General features: G+C 68.1%; 26 protein-coding genes, 2 tRNA genes and 1 pseudogene. 12 read left to right on the forward strand and 17 right to left on the reverse strand.

Features of this window, described 5'->3' with window-relative positions; all coding sequences use genetic code 11:
- Positions 1–13: 13 nt before the first annotated feature.
- Positions 14–1177 carry a steroid 3-ketoacyl-CoA thiolase gene (locus AC6CID_RS17970; RefSeq protein ID WP_482127330.1) on the reverse strand — a complete coding sequence of 388 codons (1164 nt, stop codon included), beginning with the start codon at positions 1175–1177 and terminating at the stop codon, positions 14–16.
- 118 nt (positions 1178–1295) lie between these two features.
- Complete coding sequence (locus AC6CID_RS17975) at positions 1296–1913, reverse strand: TetR/AcrR family transcriptional regulator (RefSeq protein WP_498354270.1); 618 nt, start codon at positions 1911–1913, stop codon at positions 1296–1298.
- A gap of 202 nt (positions 1914–2115) precedes the next feature.
- On the opposite strand from AC6CID_RS17975, the gene AC6CID_RS17980 reads away from it, so the two are divergent.
- Together AC6CID_RS17980 and AC6CID_RS17985 are read left to right on the forward strand one after the other, a co-directional pair.
- Positions 2116–3036, forward strand: a complete 921-nt coding sequence (locus AC6CID_RS17980) for a 3-oxoacyl-ACP reductase (protein ID WP_498354271.1) — start codon at positions 2116–2118, stop codon at positions 3034–3036.
- Positions 3037–3069: 33 nt separating this feature from the next.
- Positions 3070–3813 (forward strand): SDR family NAD(P)-dependent oxidoreductase, encoded by a 744-nt coding sequence (locus AC6CID_RS17985; protein WP_006551143.1) that lies wholly within the window; start codon positions 3070–3072, stop codon positions 3811–3813.
- Between the two features lie 93 nt (positions 3814–3906).
- On the opposite strand, the gene clpX is transcribed toward AC6CID_RS17985, so the two are convergent.
- The 5 genes from clpX to AC6CID_RS18010 all read right to left on the reverse strand — a co-directional run bounded on the left by clpX (position 3907) and on the right by AC6CID_RS18010 (position 8429).
- Positions 3907–5184: an ATP-dependent Clp protease ATP-binding subunit ClpX gene (clpX, locus tag AC6CID_RS17990; RefSeq protein WP_006551142.1), complete on the reverse strand. Its 1278-nt coding sequence runs from the start codon at positions 5182–5184 to the stop codon at positions 3907–3909.
- Positions 5185–5414: 230 nt separating this feature from the next.
- Entirely contained in the window at positions 5415–6077 is a 663-nt protein-coding gene (locus AC6CID_RS17995) for an ATP-dependent Clp protease proteolytic subunit (protein ID WP_016691867.1), read from the reverse strand.
- A gap of 46 nt (positions 6078–6123) precedes the next feature.
- Positions 6124–6750, reverse strand: coding sequence for an ATP-dependent Clp protease proteolytic subunit (locus AC6CID_RS18000; RefSeq protein ID WP_016691866.1), 627 nt, complete (start codon positions 6748–6750; stop codon positions 6124–6126).
- A 143-nt stretch (positions 6751–6893) separates the two neighbouring features.
- The gene (gene tig, locus AC6CID_RS18005; protein WP_346772272.1) at positions 6894–8279 is read right to left on the reverse strand and encodes a trigger factor; all 1386 of its coding nucleotides are present in this window, start codon (positions 8277–8279) and stop codon (positions 6894–6896) included.
- Positions 8280–8352: 73 nt separating this feature from the next.
- A tRNA-Pro gene (locus AC6CID_RS18010) sits at positions 8353–8429 on the reverse strand.
- Between the two features lie 139 nt (positions 8430–8568).
- Between AC6CID_RS18010 and AC6CID_RS18015 the strand changes: the two genes are divergently transcribed.
- The 6 genes and pseudogenes from AC6CID_RS18015 to AC6CID_RS18040 all read left to right on the forward strand — a co-directional run bounded on the left by AC6CID_RS18015 (position 8569) and on the right by AC6CID_RS18040 (position 13793).
- Positions 8569–8642, forward strand: a tRNA-Gly gene (locus AC6CID_RS18015).
- A 396-nt stretch (positions 8643–9038) separates the two neighbouring features.
- Positions 9039–10139 carry a carboxylate-amine ligase gene (locus AC6CID_RS18020; protein WP_064061833.1) on the forward strand — a complete coding sequence of 367 codons (1101 nt, stop codon included), beginning with the start codon at positions 9039–9041 and terminating at the stop codon, positions 10137–10139.
- Positions 10124–11143: pseudogene (locus AC6CID_RS18025) on the forward strand (zinc-dependent alcohol dehydrogenase); the annotation flags it as partial. The gene AC6CID_RS18020 and the pseudogene AC6CID_RS18025, both read left to right, overlap by 16 nt.
- Positions 11144–11155: 12 nt before the next feature.
- Positions 11156–11731, forward strand: coding sequence for a hypothetical protein (locus AC6CID_RS18030; protein ID WP_064061832.1), 576 nt, complete (start codon positions 11156–11158; stop codon positions 11729–11731).
- Positions 11732–11850: 119 nt separating this feature from the next.
- A complete protein-coding gene (locus AC6CID_RS18035) occupies positions 11851–12957 on the forward strand; it encodes a wax ester/triacylglycerol synthase domain-containing protein (RefSeq protein WP_482127328.1) in 1107 nt (368 codons plus the stop codon).
- Positions 12958–13013: 56 nt separating this feature from the next.
- A complete protein-coding gene (locus AC6CID_RS18040) occupies positions 13014–13793 on the forward strand; it encodes a DUF1542 domain-containing protein (RefSeq protein ID WP_482127327.1) in 780 nt (259 codons plus the stop codon).
- Between the two features lie 48 nt (positions 13794–13841).
- On the opposite strand, the gene AC6CID_RS18045 is transcribed toward AC6CID_RS18040, so the two are convergent.
- The 4 genes from AC6CID_RS18045 to AC6CID_RS18060 form a co-directional block, all read right to left on the reverse strand.
- Positions 13842–14639 carry an Fpg/Nei family DNA glycosylase gene (locus AC6CID_RS18045; RefSeq protein ID WP_465861674.1) on the reverse strand — a complete coding sequence of 266 codons (798 nt, stop codon included), beginning with the start codon at positions 14637–14639 and terminating at the stop codon, positions 13842–13844.
- Positions 14640–14642: 3 nt separating this feature from the next.
- Positions 14643–15122, reverse strand: a complete 480-nt coding sequence (locus AC6CID_RS18050; RefSeq protein ID WP_006551133.1) for a ribose-5-phosphate isomerase — start codon at positions 15120–15122, stop codon at positions 14643–14645.
- Between the two features lie 322 nt (positions 15123–15444).
- Positions 15445–16032: a GNAT family N-acetyltransferase gene (locus tag AC6CID_RS18055; protein ID WP_024100565.1), complete on the reverse strand. Its 588-nt coding sequence runs from the start codon at positions 16030–16032 to the stop codon at positions 15445–15447.
- Between the two features lie 37 nt (positions 16033–16069).
- Positions 16070–16702, reverse strand: coding sequence for a mycothiol-dependent nitroreductase Rv2466c family protein (locus AC6CID_RS18060; protein WP_006551131.1), 633 nt, complete (start codon positions 16700–16702; stop codon positions 16070–16072).
- Between the two features lie 159 nt (positions 16703–16861).
- Here AC6CID_RS18060 and AC6CID_RS18065 point away from each other — a divergent pair, with 159 nt between their 5' ends.
- Positions 16862–18103: an NAD(P)/FAD-dependent oxidoreductase gene (locus AC6CID_RS18065; protein WP_024100563.1), complete on the forward strand. Its 1242-nt coding sequence runs from the start codon at positions 16862–16864 to the stop codon at positions 18101–18103.
- 63 nt (positions 18104–18166) lie between these two features.
- Positions 18167–20749 carry an aminopeptidase N gene (gene pepN / locus AC6CID_RS18070; protein WP_498354272.1) on the forward strand — a complete coding sequence of 861 codons (2583 nt, stop codon included), beginning with the start codon at positions 18167–18169 and terminating at the stop codon, positions 20747–20749.
- 123 nt (positions 20750–20872) lie between these two features.
- Here the strand turns inward: pepN and AC6CID_RS18075 are convergent, their stop codons facing one another.
- From AC6CID_RS18075 to AC6CID_RS18085, 3 genes are read right to left on the reverse strand one after another with little or no spacing between them, the layout of a single operon-like run.
- The gene (locus AC6CID_RS18075) at positions 20873–21346 is read right to left on the reverse strand and encodes a DUF5130 domain-containing protein (RefSeq protein ID WP_006551128.1); all 474 of its coding nucleotides are present in this window, start codon (positions 21344–21346) and stop codon (positions 20873–20875) included.
- Complete coding sequence (ctaJ, locus tag AC6CID_RS18080; RefSeq protein WP_006551127.1) at positions 21333–21605, reverse strand: aa3-type cytochrome oxidase subunit CtaJ; 273 nt, start codon at positions 21603–21605, stop codon at positions 21333–21335. Before ctaJ ends, AC6CID_RS18075 begins: the two co-directional genes overlap by 14 nt.
- Positions 21606–21664: 59 nt before the next feature.
- Positions 21665–22294, reverse strand: coding sequence for an HNH endonuclease (locus AC6CID_RS18085; protein WP_024100561.1), 630 nt, complete (start codon positions 22292–22294; stop codon positions 21665–21667).
- 186 nt (positions 22295–22480) lie between these two features.
- On the opposite strand from AC6CID_RS18085, the gene AC6CID_RS18090 reads away from it, so the two are divergent.
- On the forward strand, positions 22481–22873 hold the full coding sequence (locus AC6CID_RS18090; protein WP_006551125.1) for a globin: 393 nt from the start codon (positions 22481–22483) through the stop codon (positions 22871–22873).
- A 16-nt stretch (positions 22874–22889) separates the two neighbouring features.
- Here the strand turns inward: AC6CID_RS18090 and AC6CID_RS18095 are convergent, their stop codons facing one another.
- Positions 22890–23309, reverse strand: coding sequence for a cupin domain-containing protein (locus tag AC6CID_RS18095; RefSeq protein WP_064060711.1), 420 nt, complete (start codon positions 23307–23309; stop codon positions 22890–22892).
- An 84-nt stretch (positions 23310–23393) separates the two neighbouring features.
- Between AC6CID_RS18095 and AC6CID_RS18100 the strand changes: the two genes are divergently transcribed.
- Entirely contained in the window at positions 23394–25079 is a 1686-nt protein-coding gene (locus AC6CID_RS18100) for a glycoside hydrolase family 13 protein (RefSeq protein ID WP_498354273.1), read from the forward strand.
- Positions 25080–25086: 7 nt separating this feature from the next.
- Here AC6CID_RS18100 and AC6CID_RS18105 read toward each other — a convergent pair whose 3' ends face one another.
- Both AC6CID_RS18105 and AC6CID_RS18110 read right to left on the reverse strand, forming a co-directional pair.
- Positions 25087–25782: a DUF8010 domain-containing protein gene (locus AC6CID_RS18105; RefSeq protein WP_498354294.1), complete on the reverse strand. Its 696-nt coding sequence runs from the start codon at positions 25780–25782 to the stop codon at positions 25087–25089.
- A 35-nt stretch (positions 25783–25817) separates the two neighbouring features.
- On the reverse strand, positions 25818–26252 hold the full coding sequence (locus tag AC6CID_RS18110; protein WP_016691845.1) for an acyl-CoA thioesterase: 435 nt from the start codon (positions 26250–26252) through the stop codon (positions 25818–25820).
- Positions 26253–26254 lie beyond the last annotated feature (2 nt).

Genomic DNA, 26254 nt, shown 5'->3' on the forward strand with positions numbered 1-26254 from the left:
AGAATGTCCGGCGTCAGATGCGCTCGATGATGGTGGCGGAGGCCATCGCGCCACCCGCACACATCGTGACCAGCGCAGTCGAACGGCCCGAGCGCTCGAGTTCGTGCAGGGCACTGGTGATCAGTCGCGAGCCGGTGGAACCGACGGGGTGGCCGAGCGCGATGGCGCCGCCGTTGACGTTGACCTTGCTCATGTCGGCCCCGTGGACCTGCACCCAGGACAACACGACCGAAGCGAAGGCTTCGTTGATCTCGACGATGTCGATGTCGGACAAGGACATTCCGGTGCGCTCGAGTACCGCGCGAGTCGCGTCGATGGGGCCGTCGAGGTGGTAGTACGGGTCCGAACCGACGAGCGTCGACGCGAGGATACGGGCACGTGGCCGCAGACCCGACTCGCGCGCCTTGTCCTCACTCATCAGCAGTACGGCGGCCGCGCCGTCGCTGACCTGGGAGGAGTTTCCGGCGGTGTGGATTCCGTTCTCGATGACCGGCCGGAGACCGGCGAGTCCTTCCGCGGTGGTTTCGCGAAGACCTCCGTCACGCGTCACGGTCGCGATCTCACCGGTGGGCTCGCCCTCCTTGGTCACGACCGGCGCCTGCACCGGGACGATCTCGCGGTCGAAGCGCCCCTCGGCCCACGCGGCTGCGGCGCGACGCTGCGACTCGAATCCGAGAGCATCGACATCGTCACGTTTGATGCCGCGCTTGTGGGCGATACGTTCGGCAGAGGTGAACTGGTCGCCCATGTCGATCGACCAGTCGTCCGGATAGGGGTTGCCGGTGCCCGGGGCGTTTGCCTGGCCGAGGAACACGCGACTCATGACTTCGACGCCGCATCCGATTCCGGCGTCGATCTGCCCGGACGCGATCAGGCCCGCCACCATGTGGACCGCCTGCTGCGACGAACTGCACGCGCAGTCGATGGTCGTCGCCGCGGTCGTGTACGGGAGACCTGCGTGGAGCCAGGCCTGCCGGGTCACGTTGTTCGACTGTTCCCCCGCCTGGGTGACGGCGCCTCCGACGAGCTGACCGATCTCGTCGGCGGGGAGGCCGGTGCGGTCGAGAACGGCCTTCTGGGCGGCACCGAGCAACACCGCGGGGTGGACCCCGGCCAGCTGTCCGCGGCGACGACCGATCGGTGTCCGCGCGGCCTCCACGATGACGACCTTGCTCATGCCTACTCCCAGCTCTCGAAGATATTGAAATTTATTCTAGTGACGGTAACCGCAGTTTCCTGCGCAGTCCCAACGAGCGGGACGGACCTTGCGGAATGCGGTCTTCGAGAATTGCCCGTCAACGCGTACCGGCGGGCAGATCGACCAGCAAAAGGTCGCACGCGACGCGCAGATCGGACTCCACCTCGGGGATCGATATCCGCCCGTTGAGCGCGGACTGGACGAGACCGAACCACAGCGCCACGACCAACCGCACGACGGTCGCGTCCCGCACCGTGGGTTCCGCGATACCCGCGGCGGCCAGGAGCAGTCCGTCGATGTGCTGGTCGATCTTCGCCACGTCGGGAATGGTGGCGGCGTTCGACGACCCGGCGGATCGGATCATCGCGTTCGCCAGTAACGGAGTGCGCACGAGCGCCCGGGTGGCCTGCAGCAACGCGTCGTATACGACGTCGACAGGCGACGAGGACGACTGCGAGCGCCTGGAGAGGTGGATTCCCATCCGATCGATCTGATCCACCATGACCGCGACGAACAGATGGGTCTTGGACGGAAAGTAGCGGTAGAGGGTCCCGATGGCGACGCCGGCGAGTTCGGCGACCTCCTGCATCCGAACGCGTTCGAGTTCCTTCACCGCCCCCAACTGTGCGGCAGCGTCGATGATCCGGCCGTATCGCGCATGCTGTTCCGCCGAACTCGGTTCTGCGGCGTCCCGGGCCTCCGCAAGTCTGGGCATGCTCGGTTCCTCCCCTTCACGACCGGTGGCGCATCGACCACTGCGGCGACGAACGTTCCAGGTGGGCACGTCTCGTATCCCGCCTGATCCCGGCCAGTGGGACCCGTCCCGTGGGTGGACCAACCACCACCCGAGACTAGAATGAATACTAATTCCGGCGCGGTGCACTGACGAACCGCCGCCATCGAACAGGAGACGTTTCATGGGTGAATCCGTAAGTCTGGCCGGGCGCGCGGCGGTCGTGACCGGCGCCGGGGCCGGCCTGGGCCGCGCCGAAGCCCTCGCCCTCGCCGAGGCAGGCGTCGCAGTCGTCGTCAACGACATGGGCGACGCAGCGCACGAGGTGGCAGAGGAAATCGTCGCGTCGGGAGGCCAGGCCATCGCCGTCACCGGCGACGTGTCCGACTGGGCTCTCGGCGGTCGCCTCGTCGAGGAATCGGTCAAGGCATTCGGGTCCTTCGACATCCTCGTCAACAACGCGGGCATCATCCGCGACAAGATGATCTTCAACCTCACCGAGTCCGACTGGGACGACGTGATCCGAGTGCACCTCAAGGGCCATGCCGCCACCTCACATGCGGCGGCGGTGTACTGGCGTCAGGCGAGCAAGGCTGCGGGTGGACCGGTCTACGGCCGCGTCGTCAACACCTCGTCGGAGGCCTTCCTCTTCGGTTCCGCCGGACAGCCGAACTATTCCGCTGCGAAGGCAGGCATCACGGCACTGACACTGTCCACGGCGCAGGGGCTGGCGCGCTACGGCGTCACCGCGAATGCGATCTGCCCCCGCGCACGCACCGCGATGACCGCGGAGGCCTTCGGCGAGGCCGGCGCCACGACCGGACTCGATCCCCTGGCGCCGGAGCGCGTGGCCACCCTCGTGCGTTACCTCGCCTCGCCGGCCTCCTCGGAGATCACCGGACAGGTGTTCGTGGTGTACGGAAAAATGGTCGCGCTCATGGCAGCGCCGACCGTCGAGAACCGCTTCGACGCAGCCGGTTCGGCATTCACGGTCGAGGAACTCGACGAGCAGCTCTCGTCGTACTTCATCGGCCGCGGCCCGTACGAGACCTACGCCGCCTACAGCATCGCGGAACTCGAGAAGGTCGCACTGGCCGTCGACTGATCGCTTGACACCGCACCCACGAAGGGAGCAAACATGAGACTTGCAGACAAGGTCGCGATCGTCACCGGTGGTGCCGGAGGGATCGGACGCGGCATCGTCAGAGCATTCATGGGCGAGGGTGCCCGCGTCCTGTTCGTCGACATCGACCGGCCCGCGGGTGAAGCCCTCGAAGCCGAGGTCGGCGAAGCCGGGAAATTCCTGTACGCGGACATCTCCGACGAGTCGAGCGCCGAGACGATCGTCGCGGCGGCCGTCGAACGGTTCGGAAAGCTCGACGTGCTCGTCAACAATGCGCACGCATCCCGACAGGCGCCACTGCTCGAGACCACACAGGAGATGCTCGACCTGTCGTTCGGCACGGGCTTCTATCCGACCTTCCGATTGATGAAGGCAGCGCACGCCCAGCTCGCCGCGAACAAGGGGTCGGTGATCAACTTCGCGTCGGGAGCCGGGATCGAAGGGAGCGCCACGCAGAGTTCGTACGCCGCTGCGAAGGAAGCGATCCGGGCGATCAGCCGGGTCGCGGCGAACGAATGGGCCGCGGAGGACATCAATGTCAACGTCATCTCGCCTCTGGCACTGACCGAGGGCGTCGAGGCGTACATCGCGGCCAACCCCGGCGTCGAGGAGGCGCTACTGGCGAAGACCCCGATGCACCGCTTCGGTGACCCGCAGGCCGATATCGGCCGTGTCGCGGTCTTTCTGGCCAGTGAGGATGCGTCCTACATGACGGGCCAGACACTCATGGTCGACGGCGGGACCATCACACTGCGCTGATCCACCGACGGACCGGATTCGACCGCCAAAGACGACGAGCGCCTCGGCACTTTCGTGCCGAGGCGCTCGTGCAGTTCCGAAGGGTCTTCGGAATCAGGCGGTCTTGTCGCGCCGTTCCCGATCGGTCTTGCGCGGCACGATCGTCGGAAGGACGTTGTCGTTGACGGTCTCGGCGGTGACCACGACCTTGGCGACGTCGTCGCGGCTGGGGATGTCGTACATCACGGGCAGGAGCACCTCCTCCATGATGGCGCGGAGCCCGCGGGCGCCGGTGCCACGGAGGATCGCCTGGTCGGCGATCGCTTCGAGTCCGTCCTGGGAGAACTCGAGTTCGACGCCGTCCATCTCGAACAGGCGCACGTACTGCTTGACCAGAGCGTTCTTCGGCTCCGACAGGATCTGGACGAGTGATTCCTTGTCGAGATTGGTCACCGACGCGAGGATCGGCAGACGACCGATGAACTCCGGGATCAGGCCGAACTTGATGAGGTCCTCGGGCATGACGTCGGCGAAGTGGTCGGTGGTGTCGATTTCGGCCTTCGACCGAACCTCGGCGCCGAAGCCGATGCCGCGCTTGCCGACGCGGTCGGAGACGATCTTCTCGAGACCCGCGAATGCACCCGCCACGATGAACAGCACGTTCGTGGTGTCGATCTGGATGAACTCCTGGTGCGGATGCTTGCGACCACCCTGCGGCGGGACGGATGCCTGGGTGCCTTCGAGGATCTTCAGCAGCGCCTGCTGCACGCCCTCGCCCGACACGTCGCGAGTGATCGACGGGTTCTCGCTCTTGCGGGCGATCTTGTCGACCTCGTCGATGTAGATGATGCCGGTCTCGGCGCGCTTGACGTCGTAGTCGGCGGCCTGGATGAGCTTGAGGAGGATGTTCTCGACGTCCTCACCGACGTAGCCGGCCTCCGTCAGTGCGGTGGCGTCGGCGATGGCGAAGGGCACGTTGAGCATCTTCGCGAGCGTCTGCGCGAGGTAGGTCTTGCCACAACCGGTGGGGCCGAGAAGCAGGATGTTGGACTTCGCGAGTTCGACCGTCTCACCGCGGGAGTCGCGGCCCTTGTCGCCGGCCTGGATGCGCTTGTAGTGGTTGTAGACCGCCACGGCCAGCGTGCGCTTGGCGTCGTCCTGGCCGATCACGTAGTTGTCGAGGAAGTCGCGGATCTCGGCCGGCTTGGGCAGCTCGTCGAGCTTGACCTCGCTGGTCTCGGCCAGCTCCTCCTCGATGATCTCGTTGCAGAGATCGATGCACTCGTCGCAGATGTAGACACCGGGGCCCGCAATGAGCTTCTTGACCTGCTTCTGGCTCTTTCCGCAGAAGGAGCACTTGAGCAGATCTCCGCCGTCACCGATACGTGCCATCAGTCAGGTCCCTACTTCCTCGTGTGCGTGCAACCGGTCCCGCAACCACCACACGGGGCGGTCCCGGGGAGCGGGCCCTTTGATCGACCGTACCCGGATGTCGGCGCGCAGGTCGACCGGTTCTGCGCGTTTCCGGTCATATTTGTACACCACAACATGTGTCGGCGATCACAGTCCCGGCCTCGGTGGTTCCGGAAGGCACCGTGCCTTCCGGAACCGCCTGCGACGTTCTACTTCTGGGCCGAGAGCTTGCGGTACTCGAGGACCCGGTCGATCAGACCGTATTCGACTGCCTGCTCCGCCGTGAGGATCTTGTCCCGATCGGTGTCCTTGCGGATCTGCTCGGGATCCTTACCGGTGTGCTTCGAGAGCGTGTTCTCCATGAGGGTACGCATGCGCTCGATCTCGGCGGCCTGGATCTCGAGGTCGGAGACCTGTCCCTGGATGCCACCCGTCGCGGGCTGGTGGATGAGCACGCGAGCGTTGGGCAGCGCCAGACGCTTGCCGGGAGTGCCGGCGGCGAGCAGGACGGCCGCGGCGGATGCCGCCTGCCCGAGGCACACCGTGGTGATGTCGGCGCGGACGTACTGCATGGTGTCGTAGATCGCCATGAGCGAGGTGAACGAACCACCCGGCGAGTTGATGTACATGGTGATGTCGCGGTCGGGATCGAGCGACTCGAGCACCAGCAGCTGGGCCATCACGTCGTTGGCGGACGCGTCGTCGACCTGGACGCCGAGGAAGATGATGCGCTCTTCGAACAGCTTGTTGTACGGGTTGGATTCCTTGACGCCGTAGCTCGAGTGCTCGATGAACGACGGGAGGATGTAGCGGCTCGCGGGCGAGGCAGGAGCGGCGCCGCCGAGCTGGCGCGGATCGAACATGTTGGTCATCGCTTCTCCAAGAATTCGGTGGTGTGAGGGCAGATCGGGCCGGGACCTAGTTGGCGGTGCCGCCGGCCTGCTGCGCCCGGGAGACGACGTGGTCGACGAAGCCGTATTCGAGCGCCTGCTGCGCCGTGAACCAGCGGTCGCGGTCGGAGTCCTTGGTGATCTGCTCCACCGACTGGCCCGTGTGCTCCGCGATGAGCTCGGCCATCTCGCGCTTGGTGTGTGCGAACTGCTCCGCCATGATCGCGATGTCGCTCGCCGTACCACCGATGCCTGCGGACGGCTGGTGCATCATGATCCGCGCGTGCGGGAGTGCGTAACGCTTGCCCTTGGTACCGGCGGAGAGCAGGAACTGACCCATCGAGGCGGCGAGACCCATCGCGAAGGTCGCGACATCGCACTCGACGAACTTCATCGTGTCGTAGATCGCCATACCGGCGGTGACCGAACCGCCCGGTGAGTTGATGTACAGGGAGATGTCGCGGGTGGGGTCCTCGGCCGACAGCAGAAGGATCTGCGCGCACAGTTTGTTCGCGATGTCGTCGTCGACCTGGGTGCCCAGGAAGATGATGCGCTCGCGGAGCAGGCGTTCGTACACCGAGTCGCTGAGGTTCAGCCCAGCAGTGGCCGAGGTCATCGCGGGACCGATGGATGTCGCCGGATTCTGAGGAGTCACGGGTACCTGCCTTCTCGTCGATCGTGGGTTGCTGACACTGACACTAACGAAACGGGGCGGCACCGGATGCCCGGTGCCGCCCCTCTTCGCTGAAAGCGGAAATTCGTGACCCCTGGGGTTTCGAATCTCCGCGGGTCGTCCGACTACTCGGAGGCCGAGTCCTCGGTGGTCTCCGCCTCGGCGTTCTCGCCCTCGGCGTCATCGTCCTTCTTGGTGCCGAACAGCTCGGCGGTGTCGACGGTCGCACCCGTGGTGTCGGTCACGTTGGCGCGATCGACGACGGTGCCGAGCGCCTTGCCGCGGCGGACGTCGGCGAAGACGGCACCTAGCTGGTTGGCCTGGCTGATCTGCTGGATGAACTGCTCCGGCGGGATGCCGTAGCGCTGCGCCTGGAAGAAGATGCGCTCGGTCAGCTCCTGCTGCTCGACCGTGGTGTTCTCCGCCTCGGCGATCGCGTCGAGGAGCAGCTGGGTCTTCACCGAACGCTCGGCGGACTCGCGTGCTTCCTTGTCGAACTCCTCGCGGCTCGAACCCTGGGCCTCGAGCAGCTCGTTCAGCTTGGTCTCGTCGTGATCGAGCTCGTGGATCGCGTCGTGCAGCGCGCTGTCGACCTCGGCCTGGACGGCAGCCTCGGGAACCGGAATGTCGACGGTCTCGAGGAGAACCTCGAGGACCTTGTCGCGGATCTGGCCGGCCTGCTCGACCTGCTTGACGCGCTGGACGCGCTCGCGGAGGTCGGCCTCGAGCTCGCCGATGGTGTCGAACTCGCTCGCGAGCTGCGCGAACTCGTCGTCGGCCTCGGGCAGCTCGCGCTGCTTGACGGTGTTGACCTTGACGGTGACGACGGCTTCCTTACCGGCGTACTCGCCGGCGACCAGCGTGGAGGTGAACTCCTTCGACTCGCCGGCGGACAGGCCGATGATCGCCTCGTCGAGTCCGTCGATGAGCTGGCCGGAGCCGACCTCGTGCGACAGGCCCTCGGTGGCGGCCTCTGGAACCTCGTTGCCGTCGACCGTCGCGGACAGGTCGATGGAGACGAAGTCGCCGTCCTGCACCGGACGCTCGACACCCGTCAGGGTGCCGAAGCGCTGACGCAGCGACAGAAGCTGCTCGGCGATGTCCTCGTCGGTGATCTCGACGGGATCGACGGTGACGGCGATCTCGGAGAAATCGGGGAGGGTGATCTCGGGACGCACGTCGACCTCGGCGGTGAACGCCAGCTCGACGTTGTCCTCGAGCTTGGTGACGTCGATCTCGGGCTGGCTGATGACCTTGACGTCGTTCGCGGTCACGGCTTCGCTGTAGCGGCTCTGGATGGCCTCGTTGATGACCTGGTCCAGGACGGCTCCGCGGCCGACGCGGGCCTCGAGGATCTTGCGAGGTGCCTTACCGGGGCGGAAGCCCGGGATGCGGACCTGGCCGGCGAGGGCCTTGAAAGCGCGGTCGAAATCAGGCTGGAGCTCCTCGAAGGGCACCTCAACATTGATACGGACTCGCGTCGGGCTCAGCTGCTCGACGGTGCTCTTCACGGACATGCTCCTTCTGTCGTGCTCTCTTGTCGGTCGTTCGTGTCACTACTGAGCGCGCTGACGCTGTTCGATCTGGTCGGGATGACAGGATTCGAACCTGCGACCCTCCGCTCCCAAAGCGGATGCGCTACCAAGCTGCGCCACATCCCGGTCGTGAAGGCACCGCATCCGACCGCGGGACCCATCGCAGAATCCTACGGCCCCCCGATTATGAAATCCAAAGCGAGGTCCGGTACAGTCTCATCTCGCAAGCCGCAGCACCGGTCGACACCGGCGCTGCAGGCGCAACGGGGATGTAGCTCAATGGTAGAGCCCCAGTCTTCCAAACTGGCTACGCGGGTTCGATTCCCGTCATCCCCTCCACGGAGGAAGCCCGCCGGGTGCACACAGCACCGGCGGGCTTCGTCGTTCCGGACCGTCCCGTCCGGCCCAGCCCATCCGCATTCCGACGACCGCACGAACCACCGCGTCGTGATTCCTCGTCGCGTCCCTCCAGCGGACGCGACCGCGAACGGGTGGGGCGTCGTCGGATGACACCGTAGGGGGTGTGGAGGGACCGACCCCGCCCCACCTCCGGTCGGTCCCTCTCCACCATCGAATGCCGTTCTCCGGTGTGAAATCCGAGTATCGTCGTCTCACCCCCGTAGGTCAGCGGTCGGTCGAGAAGGCGCCGGCGTCAACGACGGCGCCGGCTGTACCGACGGCGCCTCGCTATGCAGGGAGGCAACGATGCCTCGGCGCCCCAGACCGACTCCGGACATGCCCCCGACCCCCGCTCCGACCGTCGGCGTCGAGGAGGAGTTCTTCCTCGTCGACCCGACCTCCGAACGGCTGACCGCGAGCAACGACCTCGTCGTGGCCGCAGCCGCCCGGCTCGGACTCGACATGGACTACGAGCTCAAACGCATCCAGGTCGAGGTGAACACACCGGTCTGCCGCAGCTCGGCCGAGTTGCGCGCGCGTATCGTCGAGGGCCGGACCGTCGCAGCCGCGGCCGCGCGGGAGGCGCACGCGGGTCTGCTCGCGTCGGGTGTGTCGCCCACGCTCCAGAAGCTCGCGTCCGTGACGGATGTGCCGCGCTACCGGACGATGGCCGAGCGGTACGGACGTCTCGCCGAGGAGCAGGAGGTCTGCGGCTGCCACGTCCACGTCGGTGTCGCCGACCGCGAAACCGCCGTCCTGGTGTGCAATCACGTCCGGGTGTGGTTGCCCACCCTGCTGGCCGCGACGGCCAACTCGCCCATCCATCGGGGCCGCGACACCGGGTACGCCAGTTGGCGGGCGATCATGGCCTCCCGGTGGCCGTGCGCGGGTCCTCCCCCGCGGTTCACGTCGGCGGAGCACTACGACGCGATCGTCGCCATGATGATCGAGAGCGGCAACATCCTCGATCCGGGCATGGTCTATTGGGACGTGCGTCCCTCGGCGCATCTGCCCACCGTCGAGATCCGGGTGAGCGACGTGCCGGCGACCGTCGACGAGACTGTTCTCCTGGCGATGCTCGTCCGCGCGCTCGTCGCCACCGCCGAACGAGAGGTCCGGGCGGGCATCACTGCTCCCCCGGTCGCCGACGAGGTCGTCCACGCCGCGTACCTGTGCGCTGCTCGCGAGGGGCCGACCGGACGTGCCGTCGACGTGTTCACCGGGCGGCCCACCACCGCGCAGCAGTCCTTCCGCGCCTTCCTCCGGTACATCGGCCCCCGACTCGAGGAGGCCGGCGACCGCCGGTGCGCGGTGGCGATGTGGGAGGCGATCCTCGCCCGCGGCACCGGGGCGATGCTGCAGCGACGCGCGTTCGCCCGCCGTCACGCCGTCGCCGACGTCGTCGACGCGCTCCACCGGGCGTCTATCACGGGATGATGCCCGACACCCGCGTCGGTACGACCTTCGGTCACGAGTTCGTCGGGGTGGTCCACGAGGTCGGGCCGTCGGTGCAGAACCTGAAACCCGGCGACCGGGTCATGGTCCCGTTCAACGTCTTCTGCGGGTCGTGCTTCTTCTGCGCGCGCGGCCTGTACTCCAACTGCCACAACGTCAACCCCAACGCCACCGCGGTCGGCGGCATCTACGGCTACTCGCACACCTGCGGCGGCTACGACGGCGGCCAGGCCGAGTTCGTGCGGGTGCCGTTCGCCGACGTCGGCCCAACGATCGTGCCCGACTGGATGGACGGCGAGGACGCCCTGATGCTCACCGACGCCCTCGCGACCGGCTACTTCGGTGCACAGCTGGGTGACATCGTCGAGGGCGACACGGTCGTGGTCTTCGGCGCCGGACCGGTGGGCCTGTACGCGGCGAAGTCCGCCTGGTTCATGGGTGCCGGCCGGGTCATCGTGATCGACCACCTCGAGTACCGGCTGGAGAAGGCCCGGACCTTCGCTCACGCCGAGACCTACAACTTCGCGGAGTACGACGACATCATCGTCCACCTGAAGAAGATCACCGGTCATCTCGGAGCGGACGTCGCCATCGATGCGGTCGGGGCGGAGGCCGACGGCAACTTCCTGCAGCACGTCACGGCCGCGAAATTGAAGATGCAAGGTGGCTCGCCGGTCGCGCTGAACTGGGCCATCGACGGTGTCCGCAAGGGCGGCACCGTCTCGGTGGTGGGCGCCTACGGCCCGATCTTCAGTGCCGTGAAGTTCGGCGACGCACTCAACAAGGGGCTGACCTTGCGGATGAACCAGTGCCCCGTCAAACGTCAGTGGCCCCGTCTGTTCGAGCACGTCCGCAACGGCTATCTGAAGCCGAACGACATCGTCACGCACCGTGTCCCGCTCGAACACATCCCCGAGGCCTACCACATGTTCTCGTCGAAGCTCGACAGGTGCATCAAGCCGATCATCGTCGCCGACGGGAGTTGAGGAGGATCCGCCATGGCCTACACCGCAGACAAGCCCGAACCCCCGGAGACCCCCGACCAACTGCGCGCCCGCATCCCCGGATGGGGAGTCGACCTGGATCCTCGCGATCGGCCCTCGGTGCCGAAGGAACGCTTCGCACCTGAGACGACCGGCGCGCACTGGGACTTCCCCGAACGCCAGCCCGGGTACGAGACCCGCGAACGCTCGATCGAGCATGCCTTCGTCACCCCGGTCTTCGGCACCACGGCGCCGCTGAAGGGACTGTCCGGCGTCGTGCGCAGGCACGCCTACCGCCGCTACAGCGAAGGCCGCGCCGCGCACTGGTTGCTCCTGATCGGCGCCGACCGCATCGACGTCGCCGAGAGCCGGGTCCGGGCCCTGATGCAGGGCCGTCCCGACAATCCCGTGACCGAGAGCGGGATCCGGTCGGAGATCACCGCGCACGGCGGGGCGTCGAGGCGGCGGAGTTCGCGTGCCGACGTCAACCACCAGTGGCTCGATCCGTTCGTCTCCGGCGCACCGTGGATCGCCGCAGCGGGTCTGGGCGCAGCGGTGGTGGTACGCCGGAAAGGGCACTCACGGAGGTGAGAACCGGCACGTGGGGAGATCCCGAATCCAGCAACGACGTGTCACCTTTTCGACTCGATAGTGCAAAGCGAGAGTCAAGCAGGGGTGTGCGTCGTTCACGATATGAGACCGTCCCTCTTGTGAAGGACACCTCCGACGACCTCCCCCGGGCCCTCTCTCCCGGCGCCTCCGTCGTCGCCGCGGTCCTTCTCGATGCCACCCCCGACTGGGATCGGGTCGCCGCCGTGCTCGCGCCCGGCAACCACGAGTCGCCCAGTTTCCGGCACCGGGTGGTGGAACTGCCGTTCGGGCTCGATCCGCCGCGCCGCGCCGGGCATCCCGACTCGGATCCGCCGTGGCATCTCGAGCGGGTCGCCCTGCCCGCCCCCGCGACTTTCGAGGAGGTACTCGCCTACGCCCGCACGGCCCCCGACCCCTCGGGTCTCCGGCACCCGCGCTGGGAACTGACCTTGCTCGACGGCCTCGGCGGTGGCCAGTCGGCGCTGGTGATCCGGCTCCGGCATCTCGGCTCGGCACCCTCACCCGGTCAGTCCGAGTCCATGTTGTCGTGGGCGAGATCGGTGTCCGAACAGGGCGTCGAGTCGTTCCGCACCGCGGCGCACATGTTCACCTCGCTGGGCACCGGATTGATCAACGCCCTGCTCGGACGCACCGGCGACCACGAGGAGCCCGCACCCCGCGCGCCGCGACTGCACGTACTCGACGCGGATCTCGCCGCCCTGCGTCACGCCTGCGAACGCGCGGGCTGCCGCGTGTCGAGCGGGTTCTCCACTGCGATGCTCCTCGCGTGCAGCGAGTACCGGCGGCGGCACGGCCGCTCGATCGACGATCTGCGTGTCGTCGTCCCCGGGCCGGACGGCGGGGCGGTGCCTATGGCACCCGAGGACGAGGCGGACATCCACGCGATGGACACGGTCGATCTCATGCGACGCATCGACATCTCGTTCCCGTCCTCCGCCGGAGCACACTCCGACATCGCCGTCGGTCCGCGGGACGTGGTGGTGTCCACGCTCCCCGGTTCCCACGCGCCGCTCTACGTCGGCGGCGCGAAGATCGAGCGGTACTACGGCTTCGGTGCGGCCGACGGCGCGATGATGACCGCGTCGGCGATGTCCTATCGCGACACCTGCTGCATGGGCCTGGCGGTGGACCCCACGGTCGTCCCCAACCGCGATTCGTTCGATTCGTGCCTGCAGGAAGGGATGCGCGCGGTCCTCGGGGAGTGACTCCCCGCGTCGGTACGCTGGAGGACAGGACCCTCCCCCACCGGAAGGATCGGGCCGTGGAACTTCTGCTCATCCTCGCCGCCGTCGGTGCCGTGGTGTACTTCGTCTCCCGCTCCCAGAAGAGCACCACCCGTCACCGCACCGTCACCCTCGACGACACCAAGGCCGACGCACGGCAGGCGATCGAGCGTCTCGGCGGCCAGATCTACAACCTGACCGGCACCGACGACGCCTCGCGTCAGGCGCTGGCGGACGCCTCCGAGCGCTTCACCGCCGCCGGCTCCCAGATCGAACAGGCGAACTCGCCGATGCAGGCGCGTCTCGCGAAACAGACCGCGCTCGAAGGTCTGTACTACATCCGAGCTGCGCGCCTGGCGATGGGCATGGACCCGGGGCCGGAGATCCCAACGCTCGACGGACAGAAGTCCGCCGGCGAGGTCACCGAGAAGCGCACCGTCGACTTCGAGGGCCGCACCATCGCCGCGTCGCCGTCACCGTCCTCCGCGACGCCGAACTACTACCCCGGCGGCCGCGTCGCGGGCCGGCCTGTCCCTGCGGGCTGGTATTCGGAGCCGTGGTGGAAGCCCGCCCTGGTCGCGGGCGCGTGGGGCGTCGGCTCGATGCTGCTCTTCTCGACGATGTTCGCCGGGATGGCCGGTGTCCCCTACGACGCGCAGGCATTCGAATCCGGTGTCGGTGATCCGTCGGCGGAGACAGGTGCCGGCGACGACTTCGGCGGTGGTGACGAGTACGGCGGGGGCGACGAGTACGGAGGCGGTGACGACTTCGGTGGCGGAGACGGCGGCGGATTCGATTTCGGGGGCTTCGATTTCTGAGTCGGATCTGCCGAGTCGGATCTGCTGAGTCGGGTCAGCTGAGTCGGGTCAGCTCGGCTGACAGACCGGGCACCAGAACAGGTTCCGCGCCTGCATGACCGAGTGCAGAACGGGAGTCCCGCAGATCCGGCAGGGTTCGCCGGCACGGCGGTAGACGTACGTCCGGGGCCTGTTCTTGGCGTAGGCCGGTGCGCCGTGGTCGTGTTCGGGTCGCACGACGTGCATGCGCCCGTGCTCCACACCGACGTTCATCAGTTCGACGAGGTCGGCCCAGATCGCGTCGAACTCTCTGCGGGACAGCTTGTTTCCCGGACGTTCCGGATGGATGCCGTGACGGAAGAGCACTTCTGCGCGGTAGACGTTGCCGACGCCGGCGATGACGGCCTGGTTCATGAGCAACGCGCCGATCGCGGTGCGTGATCTGCCGATACGGCGCCATGCCCGCTCGGGATCGGCGTCGGGTCGCAGCGGGTCTGGACCGAGCCGGGCCTCGATCGCCTCGACCTCGCCGGGGGTGAGCACCTCGCACGCCGCCGGACCACGCAGGTCGCTGCCGTGGCGCGCGCCGATCATCCGCATCCGCACCTGTCCGACCGGTTCGCCGAGCGGCAACTCGCGGTCGGTGAACTCACCGTAGATACCGAGGTGCACGTGGACGGCGAGACCGCCCTCGTAGTGGTGGAAGAGATGCTTGCCCCACGCGTCCGCGTGGGTCAGGAAGCGCCCGTCCACGGCGGCGGCACCGTCGGCGAACCGCCCCTGCGGACTGGACACCCGCACCGGCGCACCCGAGTACCACTCGTGGTGCAGCCGGGCAAGCCGGTGCAGGATGTGTCCTTCGGGCACGGATCAGGCAGGTGCGCCGGGAACTGCCGGAGCCTCGCCGGTCTTCTCGTACTCGGCGAGGATGTCGATACGGCGCTGGTGACGCTCCTCGTTCGACCACTCGGTCGACAGGAAGGCGTCGACGATCGCAAGGGTCTCCTCAAGGCTGTGCATGCGGCCACCGATGCCGATGAGCTGCGCGTTGTTGTGCTCGCGCGCAAGCTTGGCGGTGTCGACGCTCCAGGCGAGGGCGCAGCGCGCACCTCGCACCTTGTTGGCGGCGATCTGCTCGCCGTTACCGCTGCCACCGAGCACGATACCGAGGCTGCCCTCGTCGGCGACGGTGCGCCGAGCAGCCTCGATGCAGAAGGCCGGGTAGTCGTCGAGGGCGTCGTACTCGAACGCACCGCAGTCGATCGGCTCATGGCCGTTCTTCTTCAGGTGCTCGATGATCTCATTCTTCCGTTCGAAGCCCGCGTGGTCGGCTCCCAGGTAAACGCGCATGGGCCGAGTCTAACGAGACTCGTCCGCTCGCCCGCAGGCGCCGTTCGCCGTGCGAGGGGCGGGTCGGAGCACACCCCGCCGGGGCGGGTCAGAGGGCACCACGCCGGGGGCGGGTCAGAGGGCACCACGCCGGGGGCGGGTCAGAGGGCACCGTAGCGCGGCGGGTGGGTGCCGCTGGCAGTCCGGAGGCCGCGAGCCGTGATGCATCACGGTAGTCCGCGCCCGACCCGAAGCCGAGAATCGAATTCGGAGTGAGCACAAGTCTGTACGGCGGAGCGTTGCGACCTTCGGTCCCGAGCGTGGCGAACCCCGCCCCGGCAGGTCAGCGGCGCATCGCCCAGACCTTCGGGCCACCGTCCGGCAGCTCCACGACACCGGTAACGACGAATCCGAGACGTTCGTAGAGCGCGACGTTCGCCTCCGAGGAGGTCTCCAGACAGGCCGCGACCCCCTGCCGCTCGGCCGCGCGAAGTCCTGGTTCGAGGACGGCCCGTCCCAGGCCGCGCCCCTGCGAGGCGGGATCGACGCCCACCGTGGCCAGGAACCACCCTGGCTCGCTCGGTTGCAGTTCCGCGGTGGCCTGCTCGGCCAGTTCGGCGGCGCGGGCACGATCACCCCGCAGCTCCGTCACCCGATCGGAGACGGACGTGAACGCCTCCTCGAGTCCGGTGGAGCCGGGCGTCGTCCAGACGGCCACGGCGTCGACGTCGTCGGAGACCCATACCTCGCCGCAGCGCATGCCGATCTCGGCGAGGAAGAGCCCTTGGAGGTCGCGGACCCGGGTCTCGTGGTCCCGGCCGTCGACGGTGTAGCGGGTGAACGGATAGTCGCGGAACGCTCGTCCGAGCGTTGCCGTCGCCTTCTCGACATCGTGCACCGTCGCCGGCCGGACCACATGATCGTTCGACACGCCGTTGCACTCTACCGAGCGCCACGGCGGTGCCCGGTCAGGAGAAGTCGGGCTCCTCGTCGCGGCTGCGCTTGAGCTCGAAGAAGTGCGGGTAGGACGCGAGGGCAACCACACCGTCCCATACCTTGCCGGCCTCTTCCCCGCGCGGGATCTTCGACAGGACGGGCCCGAAGAAGGCGATGCCGTTGACATGGATCGTCGGGGTACCGACGTCCTGGCCCACCTTGTCCATGCCGGCGTGATGGCTCGTGCGCAGAGCCTCGTCGTAGGCGTCGCTGTCGGCGGCCTCGGCCAGCGAGGCGTCGAGGTCGAGTTCGGCGAGCGACGCGGCGATCACGTCCGCGAAGTCCTTGTTGCCCTCGTTGTGGATGCGGGTGCCCATCGCCGTGTACAGCGGGGAGAGGATGTCGTCGCCGTACTTCTGCGCCGCAGCGATCGCGACGCGCACCGGGCCCCAGGCTTTCGTCATCAGCTCGGCGTACTCCTCCGGCAGGTCGCGCCCCTCGTTCAGCACGGCCAGGCTCATGACGTGGAAACGCGCCTCGATGTCGCGCACCTTCGTGACCTCGAGGATCCAGCGCGAGGTGATCCAGCACCACGGGCACAACGGATCGAACCAGAAGTCGGCGATGTCCTTGCCGGTCGAGGACGCGGCAGTCAGGTCGCTCAAGAGATCTCCTCACAAGAGTTCGTACGGGCCGGACAACTACAAGCATGTTCAACACGGCCCCGTCGACGATTCTTCCTGAACCGGGCCGTAGTGCGGGCGGTAGCCGTAACGTCGGAGCCGGGAAGCAGGTCCGGCACGCATCACAGCGGAGGCACCACGATGTCGGGTGAGGAAACGTTTCTGATCGTCGGCGCGGGTCTGGCCGGCGCCAAGCTGGCAGAGGAACTGCGCGCCCGCGACTTTCCCGGGCGCATCCTGCTCATCGGCGCGGAGGAGCACCTGCCCTATGAGCGACCGCCGTTGTCGAAGGACTACTTCGCCGGACGCAAGCAACTCGCCGACTTCACGGTGCACGACGGCGACTGGTACCGCGACCACCGCGTCGAACTGCTGCTCGGCACGAAGGTCACCGCGATCGATCCGGCCGCCCACACGGTGACGCTGCCCGACGGGTCGACGCTCCACTACGACAAGCTCGCGCTCGCCACGGGCTCGACGCCCCGCACGGTCCCGATTCCCGGAGCCGACGCCGAACGCGTGTACGTCATGCGCACCATCGAGGACTCCGATGCGCTGCTCACCGCGATCCAGGGCGAGACCGACCACGCGGGATGGCTGGCCGTCATCGGCGCGGGATGGATCGGCATGGAGATCGCCGCGAACGCCCGCGACCGGGGCGCGGGCGTGGTGGTCGCGGAGACCGCGAAGCAACCCCTGTCCGGTGCCCTCGGCGAGGAGATGGGTGCGGTGTTCGCCGACCTGCACCGCGCGCACGGTGTCGATCTGCGGACGAACACCTCGGTGCGCGAGATCGTCGCCTACGACGGTCGCGCGAGCGGCATCCGGTTCGGCGACGACAGTGTGGTGCCCGCCGACGCCGTGCTCGTCGCGGTCGGGGCGCGCCCGAACATCGAGCTGGCCCGCGACGCCGGACTCGCGGTGGACGACGGCGTGCTCGTCGACGCATCGCTGCGGACGAGCGACCCGGACATCGTCGCTGTCGGCGACATCGCGTCGGCGGAGCATCCGCTGCTCGGCACCCGTGTGCGCGTCGAACACTGGGCGAACGCCCTGAACCAGCCGGCCGTCGCGGCCGCGACGATGCTCGGACGTGAGGCGACCTACGACCGGCTCCCTTATTTCTTCACCGACCAGTACGACCTTGGCATGGAGTATGTCGGGCTCGCGCCCCGCGACGCGCGGGTGGTCACCCGCGGCGACGTGCCGGGACGGCAGTTCCTCGCGTTCTGGCTCGACGACGAGCAGCGGGTCCGGGCGGGGATGAACGTCAACATCTGGGATGCCGGGGACGACCTCCGCGCACTCATCGCCTCCGGGCGGCCCGTCGACGTCGGCCGGCTGACGGACACCACGGTGCCGTTGTCCGACGTCGCTCCGTGAGGGTTCGCCGATCATGATGGGATGGACGCCGACCGACATTCCGTCGTGAGAAGGAGTTCTCCCGTGGCACCACCGAATCTGACCCGCGAGCAGGCCGCCGAACGGGCCGCGATCCTGTCCGTCGACAACTACAGCATCGAACTGGATCTCACCGACGGTGCCGGCGCGCCGGGCACCACGACCTTCCGATCGGTGACCACCGTGCGATTCGACGCGACCGAGGGAGCCTCGACGTTCATCGACCTCATCGCGAAGACCGTGCATTCGGCGACCCTCAACGGCGACCCCGTCGACGTGTCCGGATACTCCGAGGAGACCGGCATCGCCCTTACCGGGCTCGCCGCTCACAACGAACTCGTCGTCGACGCCGACTGCCTGTACACGAACACCGGCGAGGGCCTGCACCGGTTCGTCGACCCCACCGACGACGCGGTGTACCTGTACTCGCAGTTCGAAACGGCCGACGCCAAGCGAATGTTCGCGTGCTTCGACCAGCCCGATCTCAAGGCCACCTTCGACCTGCAGGTCACCGCGCCGCAGGACTGGGCCGTGATCTCCAACGCCGACACCGTACAGACGGCGGCCGCGCAGCCGGGTCTGCACATCTTCCGCACCACCCCGCGGATGAGCACCTATCTCGTCGCGCTCATCGCCGGTCCGTATGCCGTGTGGTCCGACGAGTACACCGACGAGCACGGCACCATCCCGCTGCGCATCTTCTGCCGAGCGTCGCTCGCGGAGTACATGGACGCCGACCGGCTGTTCACCGAGACCAAACAGGGCTTCGGCTTCTACCACGCCAACTTCGGGATCCCCTACGCCTTCGGCAAGTACGACCAGCTGTTCGTGCCCGAGTTCAACGCCGGGGCGATGGAGAACGCCGGAGCGGTGACCTTCCTGGAGGACTACGTCTTCCGGTCCAAGGTCACCCGCTACTCCTACGAGCGCCGCGCCGAGACCGTCCTGCACGAGATGGCGCACATGTGGTTCGGCGACCTCGTCACCATGCGCTGGTGGGACGACCTGTGGCTCAACGAGTCGTTCGCGACGTTCGCGTCGGTGCTGTGCCAGGCCTCGGCCACCGAGTACACCAACGCGTGGACGACCTTCGCGAACGTCGAGAAGTCGTGGGCCTACCGGCAGGACCAGCTGCCGTCGACGCACCCGATCGCCGCCGACATCCCCGACCTCGCCGCGGTCGAGGTCAACTTCGACGGCATCACCTACGCCAAGGGCGCGTCGGTGCTCAAGCAGCTCGTCGCCTATGTGGGGCAGGAGCCCTTCCTCGCCGGTCTGCGCGAGTACTTCCGCGACCACGCCTACGGCAACGCCACCTTCGACGACCTGCTCGCCGCGCTGGAGAAGGCCTCCGGCCGCGACCTGTCGGACTGGGGTGCCCAGTGGCTCAAGACCACCGGCCTGAACATCCTGCGACCGGACTTCGAGGTCGACGACCAGGGACACTTCACGCGTTTCGCGGTGGTGCAGGAAGGTGCCCAGCCCGGCGCCGGTGAGTTCCGCGTGCACCGCCTCGCGATCGGTGTGTACGACGACGACGGCTCCGGCAAGCTCGTCCGCACGCACCGCGTGGAGATCGACGTCGACGCCGCCGAGCGCACCGAGGTCCCCGATCTGGTGGGCGTGCCGCGCGGCGCGTTCGTCCTCGTCAACGACGACGACCTGACGTACTGCTCGGTGCGGCTCGACGAGGAGTCGCTCGCGACCGTCATAGACCGGGTCGGCGACATCGCCGAGTCGCTGCCGCGCACCCTGGTGTGGTCGGCGGCGTGGGAGATGACCCGTCAGGCCGAGATGAAGGCGCGCGATTTCGTCGCCCTCGTGCAGCGCGGTATCGCCGCCGAGACCGAGGTCGGTGTCGTCCAGCGTCTGCTCATGCAGGCGCACACCGCGCTGGAGAGCTACGCCGACCCGTCCTGGGCCGCGGAGCAGGGCCGGGCGGACTTCGCCAACCGTCTGCTCGAGCTCGCCCGCGAGTCCGTCGCCGGCTCCGACCATCAGCTCGCGTTCGTCAACGCGCTGACCACCGCGTACCTGTCTCCCTGGCACACCGAGGTGCTCGAGGAGCTGCTGGACGCCGATCCGGCGACGGTCGGCCTGCCCGGGCTGACGGTCGACACCGATCTGCGCTGGCGGATCGTCCAGGCGCTCGCCGCGGCGGGTGAGGTCGACGGCGAGGGCGTGGAGTCGCCGTTCATCGACGCGGAGGCCGAACGCGACCCGACGGCCGCGGGTGCCCGCCAGGCGGCGGCCGCCCGCGCGGCCCGTCCGCAGGAGGCCGTCAAGGAGCAGGTGTGGCAGACCGTCGTGCACGACGACAGCGTCCCGAACATCACGGCGCGCGCCGTGATCGGCGGTTTCGCCCCGGCCGGTCAGGGCGAATTGCTCGAGCCGTACGTCGCGCGGTACTTCGCGGAGGTGCCGGGAGTGTGGGAGCGCCGTTCGAGCGAGGTCGCGCAGACCGTCGTGATCGGGCTCTACCCGTCGTGGTCGATCAGTGAGCAGTCGGTGGCTGCGGCAGACGAGTTCCTCGCCGGCGACCATCCGCCGGCGCTGCGCCGGCTCGTCGTCGAGGGTCGTGCCGGGGTCGTGCGCTCGTTGAAGGCACGCGCGTTCGACGCGTCCTGACGCGACGACCTCACCGAACGACCGTGGGCGGTGCCCACATGAGACGCCCACATGAGACGACTGTGGCCCGCCGCCTCTCCTTCGCGGAGTGGCAGCGGGCCACAGATGGTCGTGGGCTCCGGACTAGGGAGCGACCATGGCGTTCGCGATGACGCGGACGGCACTGGTGATGCCGTCGAGCAGATTCCCCTGGCCGAAGGACGACACGGCCGCGGTCACGCCGAGCTGCAGCACCCGGTCGGTGGCGCGGTCGGCGGCGGTGCGACCCGAGCGGATCTCGATGCTCCGCTGGTTCGGGAAGACGGCGACGAGGACCGAGTTGTCGGCGTCCGGCGTCGTCGGCAGCAGGGCGTCGGTCGCCGCGGCCGGATTCTCGTCGTCACCGATGTAGACGGTGAACCGCACATTGGTGATCCGCGTCGCGTGCGTGAGCGTGTCGTCGAGGGTGATGAGGTCGCGGTCCTTGAAGGGCGCACCCGTGAAGGCCTGACCGAGACCGCGCACGGCGGAGATGCGTCCGCTCGCGGTGAGTGCCGCACCGTGCGGCAGGTTCTCCGGCGCGACGACCGGACGCTGGATCACGTCACCACTTGCCACTTGCGGTACCTCCGATCAGCTCCGCCGAGGTCAGAGCGGCATGACCGTGACCATGATGCGGGTATTTCCAGGGATGGGTCGATTCGTCGGTCGCGGTCCACAGGAGCGGTCCGTGCTCCCATTTCCGGTCGAGCGTGTACGGGTCGTCCGACGGCGTGGAGCCCGGGTACTTGCTCAGGACGAAGGACAGCCCACCGAAGACCAAGACGATCAGCAGCGGGATGCCGACGAAGATCAGGGTTGTCTCGAGAATGCTCACAGCCAAACGTTAGCCCAGCCGGGCCCGAAAGGCCTCATATGCCCCGGAGAACGGCCCGATCAGGCCGCGCCCTCCCCCAGATAGGGCAGCCAGGTGGGGTGCAACTCGGGCAGGGTGGCGAGCAGGCGCCAGTGCCGGCCCTTGGGCGGATTCGGCACCACACGCAGGGTCCATCCGAGTTCGGTGAGCAGCTTGTCGGCCTTGCGGTGGTTGCACGGCGCGCAGCATGCGACGCAGTTCTCCCAGGTGTGCTCGCCGCCTCGGCTGCGCGGCACGACGTGGTCGATCGTCTCGGCCTTGCCCCCGCAGTAGGCGCACCGGTTCAGGTCGCGGTGCATGAGCGCGGCCCGGGTGAGCGGCACCCGCGCGTGATACGGAACGCGTACATAGTTGCGCAGACGGATCACCGATGGCAGCTGCACGGACCATTCTGCCGACCGCACCAGCGGGGCGAGCGGATCGTCGTGCACGGTATCGGCCTTGCCCCCGGCCATCAGGACCACGGCCCTGCGAGCGGGCAGGGCCGTGAGTGGCTCGTAGGTGGCGTTGAGCAGCAACACTCGACGTTTCAACCAGTCGGGTACCGTCGCGGTGCTGTCGTGCACCACGCGCAGTGTGGTAGCCCCCGGCACCCCTGCAGGGGCGTCCGCGGGCGGGAGTTGTCGATGCGAGCTGCTGCTGTGCTTCATACGACCTCCGAAAAGACTGGGAACAGTGGACCACGGATGCTCCCGAATCGCACCCCAAATCAGCGGACCGGTCCAGGTCGGGCCGGTGAACATCCGGTGACGGTCCCGCCCGGCACGGCTCGTCGGGCGGTGTGCGGTCGGGAGCGGGCACAATGGACGGTCGAGAGGGACGGTGAACGAATACAGATGAGTGACGAGCAGACCTTCTACGAGGCGGTCGGTGGCGCCGAGACGTTCCGCCGGCTCACTGCACGGTTCTACGAGGAGATCGCACGGGACGAGATCGTCCGGCCCCTGTATCCCGAGGAGGATCTCGGTCCGGCCGAACGACGCATGCGGATGTTCCTCGAGCAGTACTGGGGCGGCCCGCGCACCTACTCCGAGGAGCGGGGCCACCCGCGGCTGCGCATGCGTCATCATCCCTTCCGGATCGGGCCGCTCGAGCGCGACGCCTGGTTGCGCTGCATGCACACCGCGATCGCATCGATCGACGAGAAGACGCTCGACGACGAGCACCGCCGGCAGCTCGTCGACTACATGAACATGGCGGCCGACTCGATGATGAATTCCCCCATCTGACCGAGGTCGGCGCAGCTCAGCGGCCCAGAATCCGGCGCAGGCGGTCCTCCACCTTCTGGGTGAACCGCGCCGCCGGCGACAGGTGACGACGCAGGACGGCGTGCTTGCGCACGTATTCGGGGACCTCCCACAGAGCGGTGGTCCCGGCTCGGAAGATCGCCGCGTCCCCGGCACGCAAGGTGCGCGGCTCGGAGTCTGCGGACGAGACGATGACCGAGCCCTCCACGATGTGAACAATCTCGTCGACGCCGAAATGCCAGTCGAAGCGACCGGCCGTGCAGTCCCACACGTGTGTGGTGGTGGTGCGGTCGGCGCTGGTCGCCCACTGACCGCTGCGCGCCACGGGCGCGCCCTCGCGGATCCACGCAGGGTCGATCGGGTCGTCGCGCAGCTCCACGTCGTCCAACCGGACCGCGACGATCGATGTCGTATTCATGCCGTTCGTCCTATCATGCGGGCAGGCCCGGACGGAACGGCCGCGGCCACGTTCGCCCTGCCTTTCGCCCTGTCGTCTGACACGATGAGTCCCGTGGCCCACCCCGCAGCACCGACCTCCGGACGAGGCGACCCGACGGCGCCGTGGTGGCGCAACGCTGTCTTCTACCAGGTCTATCCCCGCTCGTTCGTCGATGCGAACGGTGACGGCATCGGCGACCTCGCGGGGGTGCGCAGCCGCCTCGGCTATCTCGAACTGCTCGGTGTCGACGCGATCTGGCTCAACCCGGTGATGCGTTCACCGATGGCCGATCACGGCTACGACGTCTCCGATCCTCGCGACATCGACCCGCTGTTCGGGGACATCGCCGATCTCGAAGCGCTGGTCGCCGACGCCCACGCGCGCCGCATCCGGGTGGTGATGGACCTCGTGCCGAACCACGTCAGCGTCGAGCACCGCTGGTTCCGGGCCGCGCTCGAAGCCGGGCCGGGCAGCCGTGAACGCCGGCGCTTCCACTTCCGCGACGGGCGCGAACCGGACGGCAGCGCACCACCGAACAACTGGCCGAGCGTCTTCGGCGGGCCGGCCTGGACCCGCATCACCGAACCCGACGGCACGCCCGGTCAGTGGTATCTGCACGTCTTCGCTCCCGGGCAGCCCGATCTGAACTGGGACGACGAGGAGGTCGTCGAGGACCTCGACAAGACCCTGCGGTTCTGGCTGGACCGGGGCGTGGACGGTTTCCGGATCGACGTGGCCCACGGGATGGCCAAGCCCGCAGATCTTCCCGACCACGAGGGGTGGGAGACCAACGAACTGCTCGGGCACTCCCCCGCCGACCCTCGGTTCAACAATCCCGAGGTGCACGACATCCACCGCCGCATCCGGCGGGTCTTCGACGAGTATCCGGACTCGGTGGCGATCGGTGAGATCTGGGTCGACGACCACGAACGGTTCGCCGAGTACCTGCGCCCGGACGAACTGCATCTCGCCTTCGACTTCCACCTGACGCTGTCGGACTGGGACGCCGACGCCGTCCGCGACGCGATCGAGAAGGGCCTGGCGGCGGTGACGTCGGTGCATGCCTCACCGACGTGGACGCTGTCGAACCACGACGTCGACCGCGAGGTCACTCGCTACGGAGGCGGTGAGGTCGGGCTCGCGCGGGCACGCGCGATGATCCTCGTCGCCCTCGCGCTCCCGGGAGCAGTGTTCGTCTACAACGGTGCCGAACTGGGGTTACCGAACGTCGACCTGCCCGACGAGGTGCTGCAGGATCCGGTCTGGGAGCGATCCGGCCACACCGAGCGCGGACGCGACGGATGCCGCGTGCCGCTGCCGTGGGAAGGCGAGGCACCCCCCTTCGGATTCACTTCCGCCGGGTCGGCGTGGCTGCCCCAGCCCCCGGAGTGGTCGGCCCTGACCGTCGAGAAGCAACTCGAGGATGCGAGTTCGACGCTCTCGCTGTATCGCCGGGCGATCGAGATCCGCACGGAGCGAAGGCGACCGATCAGCACGGAGCGAACGCGACCCATCAGCACGGAGCGAACGCGACCCATCAGCACGGAGCGAAGGCGGGCCGAAGGCGGCGAGATCGGCTGGTACGGAAGCCCGGCGGGGTGCCTGGCCTTCCGCCGTTCCGACGGCCTGACCTGTGTGCTCAACGCCGGCGACGTCGCGGTCGATCTGCCTCCCGGTGAGGTGCTGCTCGCGAGTGCGCCGCTCACCGGACACGCACTGCCGCCGGACGCCGCCGCCTGGCTGGCGTGAGACCTCGTCAGAGGACGCTCAGACCGAGCCCGCCGCCGCGTCGCAGGTAGACCGACCCGAAGCGGGCGTCGAGGCGCATCCAGGTGGCGTGCGCCCGCACCCGGACCACCTCGGTGGGATCGATGTCCGTCGAGTCGACGCTGTCACGACCGGCACCGGGCACGAAGCCCATCGCACCGAGCGCGAACACCATGCGCATCGGCACGCCCACGGTCGTCCCGGCGCCGCTCACCTCGAGAACCTCTTGGGCGAGCAACGACGCCGGCGGTCCCTGCGCGCCGTGCTCGCGGGTGAGCGCGACGCCGCGTTGCGCGAGTGCGACGAGGATCCGTGCCGGCACGTCGTCGACGTGGACGTAGCCGTCGTCGGGTGGAAGTGCGCCGCGCCAGGCGGAATCCATCGCCCAACCCGGGTCGACCTCGGTGCGCGGTTCGGACCCGGCGAGAAGCGCGGCCCGCAGCGACTCGGCGGCCACGCAGGTGTCGGCCGGAGCCACGGTTCCGCGGACGACGCGTCCGGCGAGCACCTCGAAACCGGTGCGTGTCCACACACCGAGCAATCCGTCGCCGCGGCGGCGCAACCGCACCACGGCAGCCTCGTCGAGACGCGCGGCCCGGGCCAGGAATGCGGCGAGGTCGACGCTGTCGTCGGGGTCGGCGAGCGTCAGGAGGCGCTCTGCGCGTCGGATCCGGTCGTCGGTCACGTCGGCCTCGTCCCTCGTCAATTGCGGTGCCACCGTCAGTTTCGTTGCCACTGACGCAGGAACTCGCGTTCGTCGTCGCTGAGCCGGCGCAGGCGCTGGGTCTCGATGTCGAACGCCGCGATCTGGGTGGACGCGACCACCGCCGGCGCCGAGTCGACCGGGGCACCGCCCGGCCGCACCTCGTACCCGATCGTGAAGTCGACCGCGCGTACCTTCTCCGTCCACATCAGCACGTCGAGCGGACCGTCGTCGTGACGCAACTGCCCGCGATAGCGGACGTGGAGATCGGCGATGACGGCCCCCTCGCGCAGGTCCCGGGTGGGGCGGCCGTCGGCGAACAGCCACGGGATCCGTGCTTCCTCGAGGAGCGTGACCATCCGCGCGTGATTGATGTGCTGGAAGACGTCCATGTCGGACCACCGCACCATCACCTCGGTGTGGAAACCGAACTGTTCGCCCGCACCGCTCACTC

The organism is Rhodococcus sp. GQ147, assembly GCF_059759155.1.